Raw genomic sequence first — 18,698 nt, 5'->3', positions numbered from 1 at the left:
CTCAGAGCGCGGTGCTCGTGCCGCCCGACTCCGTCAGCCGCAGCATCTCGTCGAGAAAGGCCTCGTCCACCGCCGGCCAGTCCGGGGGCCACAGCAGAGTCTGCAGCCGGTCGCGGAGCAACGGGAGGACCTGCACCACATGGGCTCCACCGTCGACGAGATAGCGGAGCATGCCCAGCCGCCCGCACGTGGCCACCGCGGGGGCCAGCACCTCCTGGGCCTCCTCGAGACGTCCGGCCGCGTGCAGGCACGCCACGAGCAGCCGCGCCGCCTGCAGTTCGGCGCGGTACCGGCCGCGGCCGGACACCCGGCGATGCCACAGCCGGGCCCAGTCGCAGGCCCGGGCCACGTCCTCGGCCCGGCCCGTGCCGTAGAGGAGACGGATGGCGGTGGCGTCCTCCACCTGCGCGGTGATCTCCGCGATGCCGTCCGGATCCGGGGCGTCGGAATCCGGCATCTCCCGCGGGGCGGGCCGCGGAACCGGCAGGCCGAGCCGCACGCGTTCGTTGATCACCCGGGCACGCAGCCGCGGCAACCGGTAGTCGTCGGCGGCCCGCGCTCCCTCGTCGAGCAGTGCCGCCGCCGCGGCGCGGTCGCCGCGCAGCGCCTTGAGCCGCGCGGCCGTGACGAACCGGGCGATCATGAAGTCCGGTACGCCGCCCTCGGTTCCGAGCTCGTGACTCTCGTCGAGCAGAGCCTCGGCCTCGGCGATCCGGCCCTGCTCGTAGAGCAGCTCCCCGAGCATGGCGGCGGCCAGGCGCGCGGCATGGGTGTGGACGCCGCCCCCCTTGCGGGCGGCCCGCAACCCCGCGCGGAAGTGCCTTTCGGCCGTGGCGACGTCGAGCTGCTCGTTTGCCGCGATGCCGAGCAGGCACAGCCCGTACACGAGGCTGAAGGGGCCGTTGGTGGCCCGGTGGTACGGCTCGGCCCACCGCTGCCGTCGCCGCGCCGCCTCGAAGTCGAACCGGTAGACGTCCACGAAGGTCGCCACGTTCGCCGCGACGGACACCACCCAAGGGCGGAAGGTGTCCGGGTCGTCCAGGCACGGCGCGACCTTGTCCGCGACGCCGGCGGTGTGGTCGGTGGAGGCGGCGACGACACCGTCGACGACGTCGGCCTCGACCTGCAGGACCGCGATGTCCTCCTCGGGCGCGTTGCAGCAGCTCAGGCATCCCCGGGCCGCGGCGAGGGCGACGCGGGTCTGGTCGGCCCGTTGCAGCAACGCGTTCGCCCACGCGACGGTCATCTGCAGCTGCGGATGCGCCGCCACCCCACGCGGCGGCAGTTTCGCGACCAGCGCCAGCAGCGTCGTCATGTGGGAGTGCTCGACCAGGAGCATCCCGTCGGCGGCGACCATCTCGACCGCGAGTTCCGGCTCGTCGGCGCTGAGCGCATGGTCCACGGCCTCGCGCAGCATGTGCTGGCGCGCAAACCATTCCGCGGCGGCGTGGTGCAGCGCGCCCACGCGTTCGGGGTGATCGCGTTCGAGCCGGCGGCGCAGGAAGTCCGCGAACAGCCGGTGGTAGCGGAACCAGCGGCCCTCGTCGTCGACCCGGCGCAGGAACAGGTCCCGCTCCTCGATCTGCTCGAGCATCGCCTGCCCGTGCGGGTCGCCGGTGAGCGCGGTGGCGAGGCTGCCGGTGATCTCCTCGGTGATCGACGTCGCGAGCAGGAACTCGTACACCTCCGGCTCGAGGGTGTCGAGCACGTTGTCCGCGAGGAACTCGCCGATGGCGTGGTGCCGGCCGGAGAGGTTCTCGATCAGCCCGGTCGGATCCTCACTGTCGCGCAGCGACAACGACACCAGTTGCAGCGCGGCGACCCAGCCGTCGGTGACGTCGGTCAGGTCGCGGACGTCCTCGGGCTCGAGGTCCAGGCCGCTCACGTCGCGCAGAAAGGCATCGGATTCCTCGGCGTCGAAACGCAGGGCGTCCGAGTCGATCTCGATGAGCTCGTCGAGGACCCGCATCCGGCTGAGCGGTAAGCCGGCCTGGCTCCGGCTGGTCACCACGATCTGCAGGTGATGGCACCCGCGGTCGAGGAGGAAGTCCAGTGCGGCGACGGTCCCCGGGGCGGTGACGAGGTGCCAGTCCTCGATCACCAGGGCCATCGGCGCCTCCTCCCGGTGGATCTCGTCGATCAGGGTGGACAGCACGTACCGCTCGGCGTCGTCGCCGTGGGCCTCGAGCACCTGCCGCAGCTGACGGGCGAACTGCGGACGCACCTGCCGGAACGCCTCGATCAGATGGGTGAGGAACCACACCACGTTGTTGTCGTCCCGATCGACCGCGAGCCACGCCACCGCAACACCCTCGGCGGTGAGTACCTCCCGCCACTGGGCGGCCAGCGTCGACTTCCCGAACCCGGTCGGGGCGTGGATCGCGACGAGGCGGCGGCGCCGGCCGAGGCGCAGCCGGTCGATGAGCCGGGTGCGCTTCACCAGCGGCCGGGTGGGTGCCTGCGGCCGGAATCGGGTTGCCGGCACCGGCGGCGTGGTGATCGCGGTGGGCGTGGGGTGCGGTCCGGTGGTGTGCGTGGTCCCCGCGACCGGCAGCGGCCCGAGACTGTCCGGACCCACGGGCAGCGCCATCTCGTCCACGTCGCAGCCGCCGCGCTCCTGCGCCTGCTGCAGCAGCTCCCCGAACTCCGCGGCGGACTGCGGACGGGCATCCGGCTCGGTGGCCATGCCGCGCTCGAGGGCCGAGCACACGTCGTCCGGGACGCCGGTGCTACGCAGATCCGGGACCGGTTCGGTCGTGATCCGCAGGAACTGTGTGACGACCTGCTCGCCGCGGCGCCGCTCGAACGCCGCGTGCCCGGTCAGCGCACAGAACAGGGTGGCGGCCAGGCCGTAGACGTCGGCGGCCGGGGTGGGCGGCGTGCCGGCCAGGATCTCCGGCGCGGTGAACGCCGGGGAGCCGGTGATCGCGCCCGACGAGGTGTGGAAGCCGTCGCCGATGCGCGCGATGCCGAAGTCGGTCAGCTGCGGTTCGCCGTACTCGGTGAGCAGGATGTTCGCGGGCTTGACGTCGCGGTGCAGCACGTCGGCCCGGTGTGCCGTCTCGAGCGCCCCGGAAAGCTTGACGCCGATGCGCAGCACGTCCGGCCACGGCAGCGGTCCGTAGCGGCGGATGCGGGCCTCGAGCGAGTCGTGCGGGTGGTAGTGCATCACCAGGTAGGGCCGGCCGCTGCCGGTCGTGCCGACCTGCAGCACGGTGACGATGTGCGGGTGCCCGGAGAGCCGGCCCATCGCGCGCTGCTCGCGGAGGAACCGTTCGAGGTTGTCGGCGTCGAGCGTCGCGGTGAGCACCTTCACCGCGACGGTGCGGTCTAGTGCCGTCTCCCGGCACCGGTACACCACCCCGAAACCGCCGCGGCCGATCTCCACGGCGTCCGCGAACCCCGCGAGGCGCAGATCTTCGACGGTCTCGTCCTCCGCCGCGCCGGCGTGGGAGACCGGGGCTCGCCGGGTGGCGAGTGGATCGTTCTCTGCCATCGGGGCACTCACCTCACGTGGATTCCTCCAGGATAGTCCCGGGTGTGGCGGGCACGACACGGATCGATCGCCGGTTCTCCATTACCGTTGTCCGGCCGGGCCTCCCGGCAACGACGGCCGGAAACTCCGGGAAACGACACTGCGATCGGAATTGGGAAACGATGAAGAAGACTCTCGCGGCGCTGTTCGGTACGGGTGCGGTGCTGCTCGCGGCGGCCTGCGGATCGTCCGGCGACTCCGGCTCCGCAGGGGAGGGGACCACCGAGTCCACCACCGCCGCGCCGAGCACGAGCCAGGTCACCGGAAGCACCGGCATCGAGCTGGGCCAGAGCTACGACCAGATCTGCAGCGCCCTGGTGCCGTACTTCGACCAGCTCGAATCCTGGGGGCAGGACCGCACCCAGGCCGCGACCTCCGTCGCCGACGCGCAGAAGTCGCTGCCGGGTTGGGCGGAGCTGAGCGAGGAACAGCAGGCCGAAACGCTGCGCGCCGTCGAGAACGCCGGCAAGGGGCAGTGCTGACCGGCGACTCTGCTGCCGGCGACGAGTTGTTCGGCCGGTTGCGGCGCCTCCCGGACGTGGAGGCGCCCAACCTGGTCGCCGTCGACGCCGCCGACAGGTTGATCCTCGACGAAGCCGACGCCGCGCTCGCCGCGGCGCCGGCCGGGACCGTCGCGGTGATCGACGACCACTACGGCGCCCTCACCCTCGGCGTCGCCGTGCGGTACTCCGCGTCGGGGATCCGGGTGCACCAGGACTCGGTGGTGGGGGAGCGGGCCCTGGCCGCGAACGCCGCGCGCGAGGGCCTGTCCGACCGTTTCACCGTGCACGGTCTCGGGGCCGATCTGCTCACCGGTGCCCGGGTGGTGCTGCTGCAGCTGCCGCGGTCGCTCGCCGCGCTCACCGAGATCGCCGAGACCGTCGCCCGGCACGCCGACCCCGGCGTGACGGTGTTCGCCGGTGGCCGCGACAAGCACATCACGCCCGCGATGAACGAGGTGCTGGCCCGGAGCTTCACCGAGGTCCGGGCCTCCCGGGGCCGGCAGAAGTCACGGGTGCTCACCGCCCGCGGCCCGATCGCCGCCGAGCCGACCTACCCGGTGACCGAGACGGTGACCGACGTCGGGCTCACCGTCGTCGCACACGGGGCCGCGTTCGCCGGTTCCCGCCTGGACATCGGCACCCGATTCCTGCTGGACTTCCTGCCCCGGCTGCCACGCGACGCGAGGACTGCCGTCGACCTCGGCTGCGGCACCGGCATCCTCGCCGTCGCGGCGGCCCGGCGGTTCCCCGGGCTGCGGGTGATCGCCACCGATCAGTCGGCCGCGGCGGTCGCGTCGGCCGCCGCCACCGCCGCCGCGAACCACGTCGCGGACCGGGTCGAGGTCCTGCGCGACGACGTGGCCGGGTCGCTGCCGGACGCCTCCGTCGACGTGGTGCTGTGCAATCCGCCGTTCCACGTCGGCGCCGCCGTGCACACCGGCGCGGCCGTGAAGATGTTCGACGCGGCCGCCTGGCTGCTGCGCCCGGGCGGTGAACTGTGGACCGTCTACAACACCCACCTGAACTATCGTGGGATGCTGCAGCGGACGGTCGGCCGCACAGAAGTTGCAGGACGCAACCGTAAGTTCACCGTGACCCGCTCCGTGCGCACCCGGTAGAGTCCGGTTTGTCCGTGCTCGGCTCCGGTCCGGGGAACTCCCGGCGTCCGCGGATCGTTGAACGGACAGAACCGACCACGAGAAGGGATGTGCACGGTGCGCACCACCAGTAACCCGGTGTTCCGCAACCTGCCCAAGCAAGAGGGCGGCGGATACGCCACGTTCGGCTCTGCGACGGCGGGCGCCGCGCAGGTCACCCAGCAATTCGGCCAGCCGCAGTACGCGCAGGCGGACCCCTGGGCCCGGCCCACCACCGAGCGGTCGATGACGATCGACGACGTCGTCACCAAGACCGGCATCACGCTCGGCGTGCTGGCGATCTCGGCGCTGATCTCCTACGTCCTCGTCAACGGCAACGTGAACCTGGCCGCGCCGTTCGTCATCGGCGGTGGTCTCATCGGCCTGGTCCTGGTCCTCGTGGCCACCTTCGGCCGCAAGATGGACAACCCGGCCATCGTCCTGGCCTATGCCGTCGCCGAGGGCTTCTTCCTGGGTGCGCTGTCGTTCATGTTCACCGACATCACCTTCGGTGGCGCCGGCGGCGGAACCCTGATCGTCCAGGCGGTGCTCGGCACGTTCGGCGTGTTCTTCGGCATGCTCGTCGTCTACCGCACCGGGGCGATCCGCGTGACCCCGCGCCTGACGCGCATGATCGTCGGCGCGCTGATCGGTGTCCTCGTCCTGGCGCTGGGGAACCTGGTGGCGAGCTTCTTCGTCGACGGCGGCCTGGGCCTGCGCGACGGCGGCACCCTGGCGATCGTCTTCAGCCTCGTCTGCATCGGCATCGCCGCGTTCAGCTTCCTGCTGGACTTCGACGCCGCCGATCAGCTCATCCGCGCCCAGGCGCCGGAGAAGGCCGCGTGGGGCGTTGCCTTCGGTCTGACCGTCACCCTGGTCTGGCTGTACGTCGAGATCCTGCGCCTGCTGTCGTACTTCCAGAACGACTAGCCGATCTCTCCGGCCACCGTGCCGACCGCGGGCCCCGGGAACAGCCGTTCCCGGGGCCCGCGGCGTGTCCGGGGCAGCCACAGCCGGGCAGCCGCCGACGTCAGCGGCGGCTCCGGCACCGGACCGCCCGCCCAGTGACCCAGCGCGGCGGCCAGCACCGGCAGCAGGTGACGGGCCGCCAGCTCGTATCCCGCGGCCGAGGGATGGAACCCGTCCGCGGAGAACAGGCGGTCCGGCGCGGAGAGGAACTCGGGCGTCAACAGGTCTGCCAGCGGCACCGGATGCCCACCGGCCGCGCGCGTCGCCGCGGCCTGCGCGCGGGCCAGTTGCCGCCCCCACGTCCGCACCACCGTGCGCAGCGGCTGGGGGATCGCGCCGACCACCCCGAGGTCGGGGCACGTGCCGACGACCACGACGGCGCCGCCGGCGCGCAGCCGGTGCACCGCCGAGCCCAGCCGCTGCGCCGAACGATGCAGCGACTGCTTCGCGGTCACGTCGTTGGCACCGACCAGGATGACGGCCGCGTCCGGCGGCGGTCCCGCCACGTACATCGCGTCGACCTGCCCCGCCAGGCCCCGCGAGGTGGCCCCCGCGATCGCCTTCGTGCTGAGCCGGACCCGGCGACGGGACTCGTCGGCCAGGGCGCGGGCCAGCAGCACCCCGGGCACCTCGGCGGCGCTCGCGCAGCCCAGGCCGGCCGCCGTCGAATCCCCGAAGATCATCAGGTGCAGGTCGAACGGCACGTCGCGGCGCCACGGCACCGGGGACTGCGCTCCGGGCAGGTACACCCCGTCCGCCTCGGGCGGCTTCGCCCAGGTGCGGCCGATGACGCCTCTCGCTTCCGTCGCCTGGCGCATCAGGTACGTGTACGTCAGCCACGAAGCGCCGCCGGCGCCGGAGCCGGCGGCGACGGCCGTCGCGCCGGCCAGCGCCGCGGCACGCCACGAAGTTCGGGGCACGGTGGATCACCTTTCCGAGAGGACGGCCACACCCTGAAGTTGCCGTGTCCAGTGTGCGTCGTATGCGTCGCTCGAGCAGCCGGAACGGCGTTGCGCAGAGGCATCTGAGACCATGGAGGAATGCGCATAGCGGATTCCGTCGTCGGTCTCATCGGAAACACGCCGCTGGTCAAGCTCAACTCGGTGACGAAGCCGGGTTCGGGGCTGGTCGCGGCGAAGGTCGAATACTTCAACCCCGGTGGCAGTTCCAAGGACCGCATCGCGGTCAAGATGGTCGACGCCGCCGAAGCCTCGGGTGCGCTGAAACCGGGCGGCACCATCGTCGAGCCGACCTCCGGCAACACCGGCATCGGTCTCGCGCTCGTCGCGCAACAGCGCGGCTACAAGTGCGTGTTCGTGTGTCCCGACAAGGTCAGCGAGGACAAGCGCAACGTGCTCCGCGCGTACGGCGCCGAGGTCGTGGTGTGCCCGACCGCGGTGCCCCCGGAGCATCCCGACAGCTACTACAGCGTCTCCGACCGGCTCGCCCGGGAACTGCCCGGCGGCTGGAAGCCCGACCAGTACTCCAACCCGGCCGGGCCGGAGAGCCACTACGAGACCACCGGCCCGGAGATCTGGCGCGATACCGACGGCAAGGTGACCCACTTCGTCGCCGGCGTCGGCACCGGCGGCACCATCACCGGCACCGGCCGCTACCTCAAGGAGGTTTCCGGCGGCAAGGTCAAGGTGATCGGCGCCGACCCGGAGGGCTCCGTCTACTCCGGCGGCACCGGTCGCCCGTACCTCGTCGAGGGTGTGGGCGAGGACTTCTGGCCCAGCGCCTACGACCCCTCGATCCCCGACGAGATCATCGCCGTCTCCGACGCGGACTCGTTCGACATGACCCGGCGTCTCGCCCGCGAGGAGGGCCTGCTCGTCGGCGGGTCGTGCGGCATGGCCGTCGTCGCCGCCCTGAGGGTCGCCGAGCGCGAGGGACCGGACGCGCTCGTCGTGGTACTGCTTCCCGACGGTGGGCGCGGCTACATGTCGAAGATCTTCAACGACAAGTGGATGGCCTCGTACGGTTTCCTGCGGGCCCCGCTCGACGGCAAGCCGGACGATTCGACCGTCGGCGACGTGCTGCGCAGCAAGTCGGGGGAGCTGCCCGCCCTCGTGCACACGCACCCGTCGGAGACGGTCCGCGACGCCGTCGAGATCCTGCGCGAGTACGGGGTCTCGCAGATGCCGGTCGTGGGTGCCGAGCCGCCCGTCACCGCCGGTGAGGTCGCGGGCAGCGTCAGCGAGCGCGAGCTCCTCAGCGCCGTCTTCGAGGGCCGCGCGAGGCTGGCCGACCCCGTCGCGAAGCACATGAGCCCGTCGCTGCCGCTGATCGGTGTCGGCGAGTCGATCGCCGCCGCCACGAAGGCGTTCGGCGACACCGATGCGCTGCTGGTCATCGACGACGGCAAGCCCGTCGGCGTGATCACCCGTCACGACCTGCTCGGGTTCATCAGCGCGGGCTCGTAGCGGCCGCGCCGGTGGCCCGGGGTGTGTTCCCCGGGCCACCGGCGTGTGCCCCCGACTAGGCTGAGCCGCATGAGTGAGCAGCGCAGCCACGGCTTTTCCACCCGAGCGATCCACGCCGGATACGATCCCGACCCGGCGACCGGCGCCGTCAACGTCCCCATCTATGCGAGTTCGACGTTCGCGCAGGACGGGGTCGGCGGGATGCGCGGCGGATTCGAGTACGCCCGCACCGGAAACCCCACCCGCAAGCCGCTCGAGGCGAACCTCGCGGCCATCGAGGCGGGCACCTTCGGCCGGGCCTTCAGCTCCGGCATGGCCGCCACCGACTGCCTGCTGCGTTCGGTGCTGCGGCCCGGCGATCACCTCGTCATCCCCAACGACGCCTACGGCGGCACCTTCCGGCTGATCGACAAGGTGTTCACGCAGTGGGGCATCGAGTACACGCCCGCGCCCATCTCGGACGTCGACGCCGTGCGCGAGGCGATGCGCCCCACCACCAAGCTGGTGTGGGTCGAGACCCCGACGAACCCCCTGCTCAACATCGGCGACATCGCGGCCCTCGCCGACGTCGCGCACACCGGTGGGTCGAAGATCGTGGTCGACAACACGTTCGCGTCGCCGTACCTGCAGCAGCCGCTGGCCCTGGGGGCCGACGTCGCACTGCACTCGACCACCAAGTACCTCGGTGGCCACTCCGACGTGGTCGGCGGCGCGCTGGTCACGAACGACGAGGAACTCGACACCAGGTTCGCGTTCCTGCAGAACGGTGCGGGCGCCGTCCCGGGCCCGTTCGACGCGTACCTGACGATGCGCGGCATCAAGACGCTGGCACTGCGGATGGAACGGCACAGCGACAACGCCGAGAAGATCGTCGAGCTGCTCGACGGGCATCCCGCCGTCGCCCAGGTGATCTACCCCGGCCACGAGGCGCACCCCGACCACGCCGTCGCCTCGAAGCAGATGCGCCGGTTCGGCGGCATGGTCTCGCTGCGCCTGGCCGGCGGCAAGCAGGCCGCCCTCGACTTCTGCGCACGAACCGAGATCTTCACCCTCGCCGAGTCCCTCGGTGGTGTCGAGTCGCTGATCGAGCACCCGGGCGCGATGACGCACGCCTCGACCGCCGGGTCGCTGCTCGAGGTCCCGGAAGACCTGGTGCGCCTGTCCGTCGGCATCGAGGATGCCGCCGACCTCGTCGCGGACATCGAGCAGGCACTGGAGGCGTAAACCCGGATGTGACTGCGGCGAGGGGGCGGATGTGGGCGCCTCTTCTCGCATGTGGCCGCAGGAACCGCCCTCTCGACCCCCGAACCTCCTGGTCGACCGCGCGGTGATCGAGCGCCGCATTTCCTGTTGATGTAACTTCGAGTTCGCTGTGTGGCGCGTCACAACAGCCAAACTGGAACAGGTTCTTACATATATATGATATCCATGTAACGAAACCGCACCGGTGACAGAGATCACAAGTACGGTGAAGGCGGTCGTCTGAGGGATGGGGAGTTCGCGTATGTCAGTTGACCCGTCGGCGGTGATTGTGGCGGTGGCCACGGCGGCGAGTGCCCTGGTACAGGGAGCGGACATCCCGGATCAGATCAAGGAACAGGTGACGCAGGCGGTCGAGTCGTTCCAGGCATCGGCCGAAGCCTCCGCCGCGACCACGGACCGGCAGGTCGCCGATCTGGTGGCGGGGTTGCCCGAGCCGATGCGTCCGGCGGCGGAGCAGGCCGTGGCGGACGCGACGTCGGCGGCGAAGGACGCGCTGATGCCGCACCTGCCGGCGGAGGCGGCCGCGGTGCTCGAACCGCCGCCGGCGCCGGTGGAGAACCCGGTGCAGGCCGTGCTCGAACAGGTGCCGTCGGTGCCGGCGCCGGCCGCGCCGGCGGGACGGCCGTCGGTGTTCGGGGCGCCGGCCACCGGGGCGACGGGCAGCGACGCGTGGGCGCCGGGTCCGGCGTGGGGTGGCGGCGCGGTGACGTTGCCGTCGATCCCGGCGATCCTGCCCGGGACGAACCTGGCGCCGATCGGCGCGATCGCGGTGTTTGCGCCGTGGCTGCGCAAGGCCGGCCAGTTGTGCGACGGGGTCGGCGCGCCGGTGCTGGCGGCGCTGTACTCGGCGGAGAACGGCTTCCGGTACGGGCCCAGCGCCCCGGTCTCGCCGGTGGGGGCGAAGGGGCCGGGGCAGTTCATGCCCGGAACCTGGGATGCCTACGGCAAGGACGCCGACGGGGACGGGCGGGCCGATGTGCTGGGCATCGCCGATCCGGTGATGGCGTCGGGGAATCTGTTGTGCGACAACTACCGGCAGATCGAGCAGTGGAAGGCGCAGGGGGTGGTGCGCGGGGACACCCTGGACCTGACGTTGGCGGCGTACAACGCCGGGCTGGGGGCGGTGCGCCGGTCCGGGGGGATGCCGTCCGGGTCGCCGGACTACGAGAACCAGACCAAGCCGTACGTGGCGAAGATCCGGGCGACGGAGATGGTGTTCGCGCGGCTGCTCTCGCCGTTCTTCGGGCTCGGGTTGCCGGGGATGACCGAGACCGGCAACCGGGTGGTGGACCTGGCGTTCCGGTATCTGGGGCTGCCGTACGTGTGGGGTGGCGGCAACGTCAACGGTCCGTCGGGGGGCGGGTTCGACTGCTCGGGCCTGACGTCGTACGCGGTGTACGCGGCGACCGGGGTGAGGTTGCCGCGCACCTCGCAGACGCAGTGGCGGGTCGGCACCGAGATCCCGATCCAGCTGGCCCGGCCGGGGGATCTGGTGTTCGGCAACTGGCAGTCCGACGGGCCGGGGCATGTGGGCATCTACATCGGCGGCGGTCAGATGGTGCACGCCCCGACGTTCGGGGACGTGGTGCGCGTCGGCGCGGTCTTCCCCGGCATGAAGGCCCGGCGCCTGCTCTGAACCGCCTGCCCCGGGCGCGCGAGAAGGGCCCGACCGGAGACCGGTCGGGCCCTCACGTCGTGCCGGCCGCGCCGCGAGGCGGCTGCCGCCGATCAGCTGTGGTACGGCTCCGCGCTGACGAGCGTCACCTTCATGGTGCTGCCGTTGGGGAGCGTGTACTCGCGGGTCTCGCCGACCTTCGCGTCGATCAGGGCACCGCCCAGCGGGGAGCTGGGCGAGTAGATCTCGATCTCGTTGCCCCGGGCGCCTTCCTCACGGGTGGCGATGAGGAACGTTTCCTTGTCGCTTTCGTCGCCGTCGTAGTACACCGTGACGACCGAGCCGGGCAGCGCGACGCCGGACTGGGTGGGCGCAACACCGACCTTCGCGTTGTTCAGCAGTTCCTGCAGCTGACGAATCCGGGCCTCCTGCTGACCCTGCTCCTCGCGAGCGGCGTGGTAACCACCGTTCTCCTTGAGGTCGCCCTCTTCACGGCGCTCGTTGATCTCGGCCGCGATGACGGGACGATTCGCGATGAGCTGGTCGAGTTCTGCCTTGAGTCGGTCGTACGACTCCTGTGTCAGCCAGGTCACCTGGGTCTCGGTCATCCTCGATCACTTCCTTCGGGTTGGAGCCCCCGGCTCCGTCGACTGGTCGCCGCACTCGCAGCGACGACGGCAACGCGGATCCCTCGAACGTTCCCCCCAAGCCAGTGGCGAACAGGACCGCACTGCTTCCTATGCAGCAATACACGGCCCCAAAGGGTGGAACCGTGTATCCGGCGATTCTAGCACCAACGTGGTCTCCACCACGGAATCCGCAGCGTGCGGTCAGTGTGCGCGCAGGTATTCGGGCACGTCGAAGCTGCAGCCGTACATGTCCGCCATGCCCGGGCGCTGCGACGTCACCACCGGTGCGTCCATCAGCAGGGTGCCGGACTCGGACGAGGGGATCAGCACCTCGCGGCGGCCCGTCTCGGACCCGTCCTTCGACCGCGAGCGGATGATGCACACCGCCGCCTGCGACGGATCCTTCCGCGTCACGGTGAACTGCACCTGGACGGTGGAGTCGTCGACGACGGTGTAGGTGACGACGTCGCTCTCGATCTCCGGGGTGCCGAACTTCTGGTAGAGCAGGAACGCCCCGACCACCCCGACGACGAGCCCGCCCGCGACCAGCGCCCACAACCAGGTGCGGCGGGATCCGCCCGTCGCCGGGTAGCGGCCGGTCGGGTAGCGGTCGATCGGGGTGGTGTCGGTCATCACATTTACTTTCGTGCACCCGCGAAGGCCGCGGGGGCGTGGCTGACGATGGACGTGTCAGGTGGAACTATAGGGGAGGAACCCAGGACGCCGGCTCGCAGTGCCGGTGGTCCGGGCCGCGACGATGCAGCCGACGGCGAGGTGGAGGAAAGACGTGAGCGGACTACGGCTCATGGCCGTGCATGCCCATCCCGATGACGAGTCGAGCAAGGGTGCCGCCACGACGGCCCGCTATGCCGCGGAAGGGCACGAGGTGCTGGTGGTCACCCTCACCGGGGGTGAACGCGGCGACATCCTCAATCCCGCCATGGACATCCCCGGGATCCAGGACCGCATGCCCGAGGTCCGGCGCGAGGAGATGGCCGCGGCCGCCCGCATCCTCGGCGTGCAGCACCGCTGGCTCGGCTTCGTCGACTCCGGGCTGCCGGAGGGCGACCCCAAGCCGCCGCTGCCCGAGGGCTGCTTCGCGCTGGTGCCCCTCGAGGAACCGACCCGCAAGCTCGTCGAGGTGGTCCGCGAGTTCCGGCCGCACGTGATGACCACGTACGACGAGAACGGCGGCTACCCGCACCCCGACCACATCCGCTGCCACGAGGTCTCCGTCGCGGCGTACGAGGCGGCCGGCGACCCGGATCGGTTCCCCGAGGCCGGCCCGGCGTGGAAGGTGCAGAAGCTGTACTACTCGCACGGGTTCATCCGCAAGCGCCTGGAATTGTTCCGCGAGGAGTACGAGCGGCGCGGCGAACCGTTCCCCATGGAGGAATGGCTCAAGCGGTGGCGCACCGAGCAGGGCGACATCATGGCGCGGGTGACCACGCAGATCACCTGCAGCGACTACTTCCCGAAGCGGGACGACGCACTGCGCGCCCATGCGACGCAGATCGACCCCAACGGCTCCTTCTTCGCCGTGCCGCTGGACATCCAGCAGAAGGTGTGGCCGACGGAGGAATTCGAATTGGCCAAGACCCGCGTGCACACGGCGATCCCCGAAACGGATCTGTTCGCGGGCCTCGAGGACGGACAGGTGAGATGACGGTAGGCATGCTGGCGGCCGAGGTTCTGGCCCAGGACCCCACCGGCCCCGAATTCGGTAAGGCGTCGCCGCTCGGTCTCGCGCTCATCGTGATCCTGCTCGTGGCGACCGCCCTGCTGATCCGCTCGATGAACAAGCGGCTCGGCAAGCTGCCCGAGACGTTCGAGCCCGAGCATCCGGAGCCGGACCAGGCCGCGGACGAGGGGACCGATCGCGGGGCCGCGGAGAGCCGCAAACCCGACCACCCCCAGCCCCCGATGGCCACCAACTGACGGGCGCGTCGTGACACCCCCGGAGCCGTCGGTGCCCGGCACCCGCAACCGGAACACCCTCGGCGAGGCGACCAGCCCCTACCTGCGGCAACATGCCGGCAACCCGGTGCACTGGCACCAGTGGGGTGACGAGGCGCTGGCCTGGGCCCGGGAGCGGGACGTGCCGGTCCTGCTGTCCGTGGGGTACGCGGCGTGCCACTGGTGCCACGTGATGGCGCACGAGTCGTTCGAGGACGAGGCCACCGCCGCGCTGATGAACGAGCACTTCGTGTGCATCAAGGTGGACCGGGAGGAACGCCCGGACATCGACGCGATCTACATGAACGCCACCGTCGCGATGACCGGTCAGGGCGGCTGGCCGATGACGTGCTTCCTCACCCCGGACGGTGCCCCGTTCTACTGCGGCACCTACTACCCGAAGATGCCGCGCGGCGGCATGCCGTCGTTCACCCAGCTGCTCGAGGCGATCGCCGAGACCTGGCGCAACCGTCGCGCCGACGTGCACCGGTCCGCCGTCGCCATCGTCTCCGAGCTGCGCCGCGGCAGCGGCGGCCTCGCTCCCGGCGAGCGCCCGGTGGACGCCGCGCTGCTCGACGCCGCCGACGCCGCCGTCGCCGCCGACGAGGATGCGGTGCACGGCGGGTTCGGGGGCGCCCCGAAGTTCCCGCCGTCCGCGCTGCTCGAGGGTCTGCTGCGCGGATACGAGCGCAGCGGGAACCCGGCCGTGCTGTCCCTCGTCGAGCGGACGGCCGAAGCGATGGCGCGGGGCGGCATCTACGACCAGCTGGCCGGCGGCTTCGCCCGTTACAGCGTCGACGCCGGGTGGGTGGTCCCGCACTTCGAGAAGATGCTCTACGACAACGCGCTGCTGCTGCGGGTGTACGCGCACCTCGCGCGACGGATGTCGGCGCCCTGGGTGCGGCGGGTCACCGAGGAGACCGTCGAGTTCCTGCTGCGGGACCTGCGCACGGCCGGGCGCTGCTTCGCCTCCGCTCTCGACGCCGACACGGACGGGGTCGAGGGCCTGACCTACGTGTGGACCCCCGGGCAGCTGGCCGAGGTCCTCGGCGACGACGCGCAGTGGGCGGCCGAGCTGTTCACCGTGACCGACGCCGGCACCTTCGAACACGGCTCGTCGGTGCTGCAGCTGCTCGCCGACCCGGACGATGCCGAGCGCTACGAGCGGGTGCGGGCCGAGCTGTTCGCCGCCCGGCTGCAGCGGCCGCAGCCCGGCCGCGACGACAAGGTCGTCACGGCGTGGAACGGTTTCGCGATCACCGCGCTGGCCGAGGCGGGTGCCGCGTTCGGCCGCACCGACTGGGTCGACGCGGCCGTCGACTGCGCCCGGGCCCTGCTGGACCTGCACCTGGTGGACGGACGGCTCCGGCGTGCCTCCCTCGGCGGCACGGTCGGCGCCCCCGCGGGTGTGCTCGAGGACTACGGCGCCCTCGTCACCGCCCTGCTGGCGGTGTACCAGGCGACGGGCGACGCCGCGTGGCTCGACCCGGCCCGGGCCCTCGCCGACGTCGCGTTGACGCACTTCCAGGATCCGGCGCGGCCCGGAAGCTGGTTCGACACCGCCGACGACGCCGAGACCCTGGTGGCGCGGCCTCGTGACCCGATCGACGGCGCCACCCCGTCGGGGGCGGCGCTGATCTCCGAGGCCCTGCTCACCCTCGCCGCGGTCGTGCCCGAGGACCCGCGGTACGCCGACGCGGCGGACGCGTCGCTGCGGTCGGCGGTGGTGCTGCTCGAGCGGGCGCCGCGCTCGGCCGGGCACTGGCTGACGGTCGCCGAGGCGGCGGTGCGCGGCCCGATCCAGGTGGCCGTGGTCGGCGGCGGCGAGCTGCTCTCCGTCGTGCGGCAGGCGGCCCCCGGCGGCGCCGTCGTGGTCGGCGGGGACCCGGACTCGTCCCCGTTGCTGGCCGACCGCCCGCTGGTCGACGGAGGGCCGGCGGCGTACGTGTGCCGCGGATACGTGTGCGACAGGCCGGTCACGACGGAGGCCGAACTGCGCGCGGCGCTCTCGGCCTGAGCGGTCCGGGGCTCAGCCGGCGCGGGACGGGGTGAGCAGCGCCGGCAGCGGAGCGTCGATGCCGTTGCCGTCGAACGCCTCGAGCACCGCGCGGGCGATCGCCCGCTGCACGGCCCACTGCTTGCCGGCACGCGTGCGCACGGTGATCCGCAGCGTCACCGACTCCGGGGTGACGGAGTTGACGCCGAGCATCTCGGGCGGCTCGAGGATGTCGCCGGCCAGGTCGTCGCGTTCGACCGTCTCGAGGGCCGCGCGCAGGGCCACCTCGCAGGCTCGGTGCACGTTGGCGGCGTGGGCGATGGGGGAGTCGACGACGGCGACGGCGTAACCCTGGCTCATGTTGCCCACGCGCAGGATCTCGCCGTTGCGGCAGTACCAGAGGGTGCCGCTGATGTCGCGGACGGTGGTGACCCGCAGGCCGACGGATTCGACGGTGCCGACCGCGTCGCCCAGGTCGACGACGTCGCCGACGCCGTACTGGTCCTCGAGCAGCATGAACATTCCGGAGATGAAGTCACGCACCAGGTTCTGCGCACCGAAACCGAGGGCGACGCCGACGATGCCGGCGGACGCGATGAACGGCGCGACGTTGAGTCCGAGCGTGCCGAGGATCTGCAGGACGCACCAGACGAGAACCACGACGGAGACGCCGGACTTGAGCACCGAGCCGATCGTCTCGGCGCGCTGCGTGCGCCGCTCGTTGACCAGCACGCCCGGCAGGCCCCTGGGGGCGCGTTCCTGGAAGGGCCGGAGCAGGCCGGGTTTGCCGTTCTGGTGCCGCGGCTTCGTCATCCGGTCGATGAACCGGTGCAGCACATACCTCAGGATCAGCGCTGCCACGAGGTATCCCGCGATCGTCAGCGGCCGCTCGACGAGCCACTCCCGGTTGGTTTCGGTCAGTTCGAATGCCAGTCGCTGAACAGTCATCCCGGCCGAGTCTACGGATCCGTGCCGCGACTGCCACCGATGTGATCTTCGTCCGAACGGGTTTACCCGAACACCACCAGCCACACGGCAACGGCATGGCACAGCGCGGCGAGCACGGTCGCCGCGTGGAAGAACTCGTGGTAGCCGAAGACGTGCGGCCACGGGTCGGGCCACTTGGTGGCGTAGAGGATAGCGCCGATGCTGTAGAGGATGCCGCCGACGAGCAGCAGCACCATCGGGACGATGCCCGCCTCGTCGATCAGCTGACCGGCGACGGGGACGATTGCCCAGCCGAGCAGCAGGTACAGCGGGACTCCCACCCAGCGCGGCGCGGTGGGCCAGAGCATCTTCAGCGCGACCCCCGCGAGGGCGCCGGCCCACACCACGAACAACAGGGTGCGGCCGGTCTCCGGCGGCAGGGCGAGCGTCGCGAAGGGGGTGTAGCTGCCGGCGATGAACAGGAAGATCATCGAGTGGTCCGCACGCTTCATCCACGTGCGTGCCCGCGGATTGTGCCAGTGGACGCGGTGATAGAGGGCGCTCACGCCGAACACACCGCAGACGGTGAGGCTGTAGATCACCGTCGACCAGCCCGCGGGCGGATCGGCCACGGTCTGCGACAGGACCACCAGCGCGATGCCGGCCACCACTGCGACGCCGAACGCCCACAGATGGATCCAGCCGCGCATCCGCGGCTTCACGGGCAGTTCGTCGATCCCGAAAACCGTCATGGTCGGGGCCTCCCTTCGATACCGAAGAGTAACCTACGCTTCCGTAACTTTCGCGGTGTGCCGGATCCGCGGCGGGGCGGAGGCCGGCGCGCGGGCGTCGGCCACGACCGCCGCTGCGACCGGAGACGACCGTGAGCGTAATGTGACCCGCGTGGTGATCTCGGGGTGAACGCGCGCGGCCTGCTGTATCAGCTCTACGAACGACGGCTGCTGAGCAAGCTGGACGGCGCGCAGCATCCCCGGCACGTCGCCGTGATGTGCGACGGCAACCGTCGCTGGGCCCGCGAGAACGGGTTCACCGACGTCAGCCACGGGCACCGCATGGGCGCACTGAAGATCGCCGAACTGCTGAGCTGGTGCGACGCCGCCGGCATCGAGCGGGCCACCATCTACCTGCTCTCCACGGAGAACCTGCAACGTGAGCCCGAGGAACTCGAGGCGCTGCTCGAGATCATCACCGACGTCGTCGAGGAGATCTCCGGGCCGGAGCAGAACTGGAGCGTCAAGATCGTCGGCACGCTCGACCTGCTGCCGGACGAACTGGGCCGGCGGCTGAGCGAGGCCGCCGAGCGCACGCAGGGGCGCACCGGCACCCACGTCAATGTCGCGGTCGGCTACGGCGGCCGGCAGGAGATCGCCGACGCCGTGCAGGCCCTGCTCCGGGCCAAGCAGGCCGAGGGGCTCGACGGCGAGGGCCTGGTCGAGGCCGTCACGGTCGAGGCCATCAGCGATCACCTCTACACCTCGGGGCAGCCCGATCCCGATCTCGTCATCCGGACCTCCGGCGAGCAGCGGCTCTCGGGCTTCCTGCTCTGGCAGAGCGCGTACTCCGAGATCTGGTTCACCGAGGCCTACTGGCCGGAGTTCCGCCGCGTGGACTTCCTTCGCGCCCTGCGCGACTTCGCGGCGCGGCACCGCCGGTTCGGGACGTAGCCGCGGTGTGTCCTTCGGGCTGTTTCCGCCGCCCGAAGGACACACCGGCGGCGAAGCC

At 71.3% G+C, this 18,698-nt stretch carries 16 protein-coding genes; 10 read left to right on the top strand and 6 right to left on the bottom strand.

Annotation, left to right across the window (positions count from 1 at the left end):
* Position 1 precedes the first annotated feature (1 nt).
* Complete coding sequence (locus tag JYA75_RS24225) at positions 2-3,496, bottom strand: serine/threonine-protein kinase (protein WP_065922860.1); 3,495 nt, start codon at positions 3,494-3,496, stop codon at positions 2-4.
* Between the two features lie 161 nt (positions 3,497-3,657).
* Here JYA75_RS24225 and JYA75_RS24220 point away from each other — a divergent pair, with 161 nt between their 5' ends.
* From JYA75_RS24220 to JYA75_RS24210, 3 genes are all read left to right on the top strand, one after another.
* Positions 3,658-4,017 carry a hypothetical protein gene (locus JYA75_RS24220; RefSeq protein WP_006935793.1) on the top strand — a complete coding sequence of 120 codons (360 nt, stop codon included), beginning with the start codon at positions 3,658-3,660 and terminating at the stop codon, positions 4,015-4,017.
* The gene (locus JYA75_RS24215) at positions 4,011-5,156 is read left to right on the top strand and encodes a methyltransferase (RefSeq protein ID WP_203329469.1); all 1,146 of its coding nucleotides are present in this window, start codon (positions 4,011-4,013) and stop codon (positions 5,154-5,156) included. The genes JYA75_RS24220 and JYA75_RS24215 overlap by 7 nt, the downstream gene beginning before the upstream one ends.
* Positions 5,157-5,252: 96 nt before the next feature.
* Positions 5,253-6,104, top strand: a complete 852-nt coding sequence (locus tag JYA75_RS24210) for a Bax inhibitor-1/YccA family protein (protein ID WP_029542200.1) — start codon at positions 5,253-5,255, stop codon at positions 6,102-6,104.
* On the opposite strand, the gene JYA75_RS24205 is transcribed toward JYA75_RS24210, so the two are convergent.
* Complete coding sequence (locus JYA75_RS24205) at positions 6,101-7,063, bottom strand: SGNH/GDSL hydrolase family protein (protein ID WP_050034817.1); 963 nt, start codon at positions 7,061-7,063, stop codon at positions 6,101-6,103. The genes JYA75_RS24210 and JYA75_RS24205 overlap by 4 nt on opposite strands.
* Positions 7,064-7,183: 120 nt before the next feature.
* Here JYA75_RS24205 and JYA75_RS24200 point away from each other — a divergent pair, with 120 nt between their 5' ends.
* The 3 genes from JYA75_RS24200 to JYA75_RS24190 all read left to right on the top strand — a co-directional run bounded on the left by JYA75_RS24200 (position 7,184) and on the right by JYA75_RS24190 (position 11,468).
* Entirely contained in the window at positions 7,184-8,569 is a 1,386-nt protein-coding gene (locus JYA75_RS24200; RefSeq protein ID WP_006939058.1) for a cystathionine beta-synthase, read from the top strand.
* 69 nt (positions 8,570-8,638) lie between these two features.
* Positions 8,639-9,793, top strand: coding sequence for a cystathionine gamma-synthase (locus JYA75_RS24195; protein WP_185713730.1), 1,155 nt, complete (start codon positions 8,639-8,641; stop codon positions 9,791-9,793).
* A gap of 280 nt (positions 9,794-10,073) precedes the next feature.
* Positions 10,074-11,468: a bifunctional lytic transglycosylase/C40 family peptidase gene (locus JYA75_RS24190; RefSeq protein ID WP_203329468.1), complete on the top strand. Its 1,395-nt coding sequence runs from the start codon at positions 10,074-10,076 to the stop codon at positions 11,466-11,468.
* A 92-nt stretch (positions 11,469-11,560) separates the two neighbouring features.
* Here the strand turns inward: JYA75_RS24190 and greA are convergent, their stop codons facing one another.
* Both greA and JYA75_RS24180 read right to left on the bottom strand, forming a co-directional pair.
* A complete protein-coding gene (gene greA, locus JYA75_RS24185) occupies positions 11,561-12,055 on the bottom strand; it encodes a transcription elongation factor GreA (protein ID WP_003935085.1) in 495 nt (164 codons plus the stop codon).
* 222 nt (positions 12,056-12,277) lie between these two features.
* On the bottom strand, positions 12,278-12,709 hold the full coding sequence (locus tag JYA75_RS24180; RefSeq protein ID WP_065922857.1) for a DUF4307 domain-containing protein: 432 nt from the start codon (positions 12,707-12,709) through the stop codon (positions 12,278-12,280).
* A gap of 154 nt (positions 12,710-12,863) precedes the next feature.
* Here JYA75_RS24180 and mca point away from each other — a divergent pair, with 154 nt between their 5' ends.
* The 3 genes from mca to JYA75_RS24165 are packed head-to-tail and all read left to right on the top strand — an operon-like array spanning position 12,864 to position 16,049.
* Positions 12,864-13,742, top strand: a complete 879-nt coding sequence (mca, locus tag JYA75_RS24175) for a mycothiol conjugate amidase Mca (RefSeq protein ID WP_185713729.1) — start codon at positions 12,864-12,866, stop codon at positions 13,740-13,742.
* Positions 13,739-14,014 (top strand): hypothetical protein, encoded by a 276-nt coding sequence (locus tag JYA75_RS24170; protein ID WP_006940388.1) that lies wholly within the window; start codon positions 13,739-13,741, stop codon positions 14,012-14,014. The genes mca and JYA75_RS24170 overlap by 4 nt, the downstream gene beginning before the upstream one ends.
* Before the next feature lie 10 nt (positions 14,015-14,024).
* Positions 14,025-16,049, top strand: coding sequence for a thioredoxin domain-containing protein (locus tag JYA75_RS24165; protein WP_043799697.1), 2,025 nt, complete (start codon positions 14,025-14,027; stop codon positions 16,047-16,049).
* Between the two features lie 12 nt (positions 16,050-16,061).
* Here the strand turns inward: JYA75_RS24165 and JYA75_RS24160 are convergent, their stop codons facing one another.
* On the bottom strand, positions 16,062-16,976 hold the full coding sequence (locus tag JYA75_RS24160; protein WP_043799699.1) for a mechanosensitive ion channel family protein: 915 nt from the start codon (positions 16,974-16,976) through the stop codon (positions 16,062-16,064).
* 62 nt (positions 16,977-17,038) lie between these two features.
* Entirely contained in the window at positions 17,039-17,707 is a 669-nt protein-coding gene (locus JYA75_RS24155; protein ID WP_006940391.1) for a hemolysin III family protein, read from the bottom strand.
* Between the two features lie 165 nt (positions 17,708-17,872).
* Here JYA75_RS24155 and JYA75_RS24150 point away from each other — a divergent pair, with 165 nt between their 5' ends.
* Positions 17,873-18,640 (top strand): isoprenyl transferase, encoded by a 768-nt coding sequence (locus tag JYA75_RS24150; RefSeq protein ID WP_006940394.1) that lies wholly within the window; start codon positions 17,873-17,875, stop codon positions 18,638-18,640.
* Positions 18,641-18,698: the final 58 nt, after the last annotated feature.

Origin of the sequence: Rhodococcus sp. PSBB066, assembly GCF_017068255.1 — a bacterium.
In the GTDB taxonomy this organism is placed as follows: Bacteria; Actinomycetota; Actinomycetes; order Mycobacteriales; family Mycobacteriaceae; genus Rhodococcus; species Rhodococcus aetherivorans.
The sequence above is the reverse complement of the archived record's forward strand: the minus strand, read 5'-3'. Positions and strand labels throughout refer to the sequence as shown.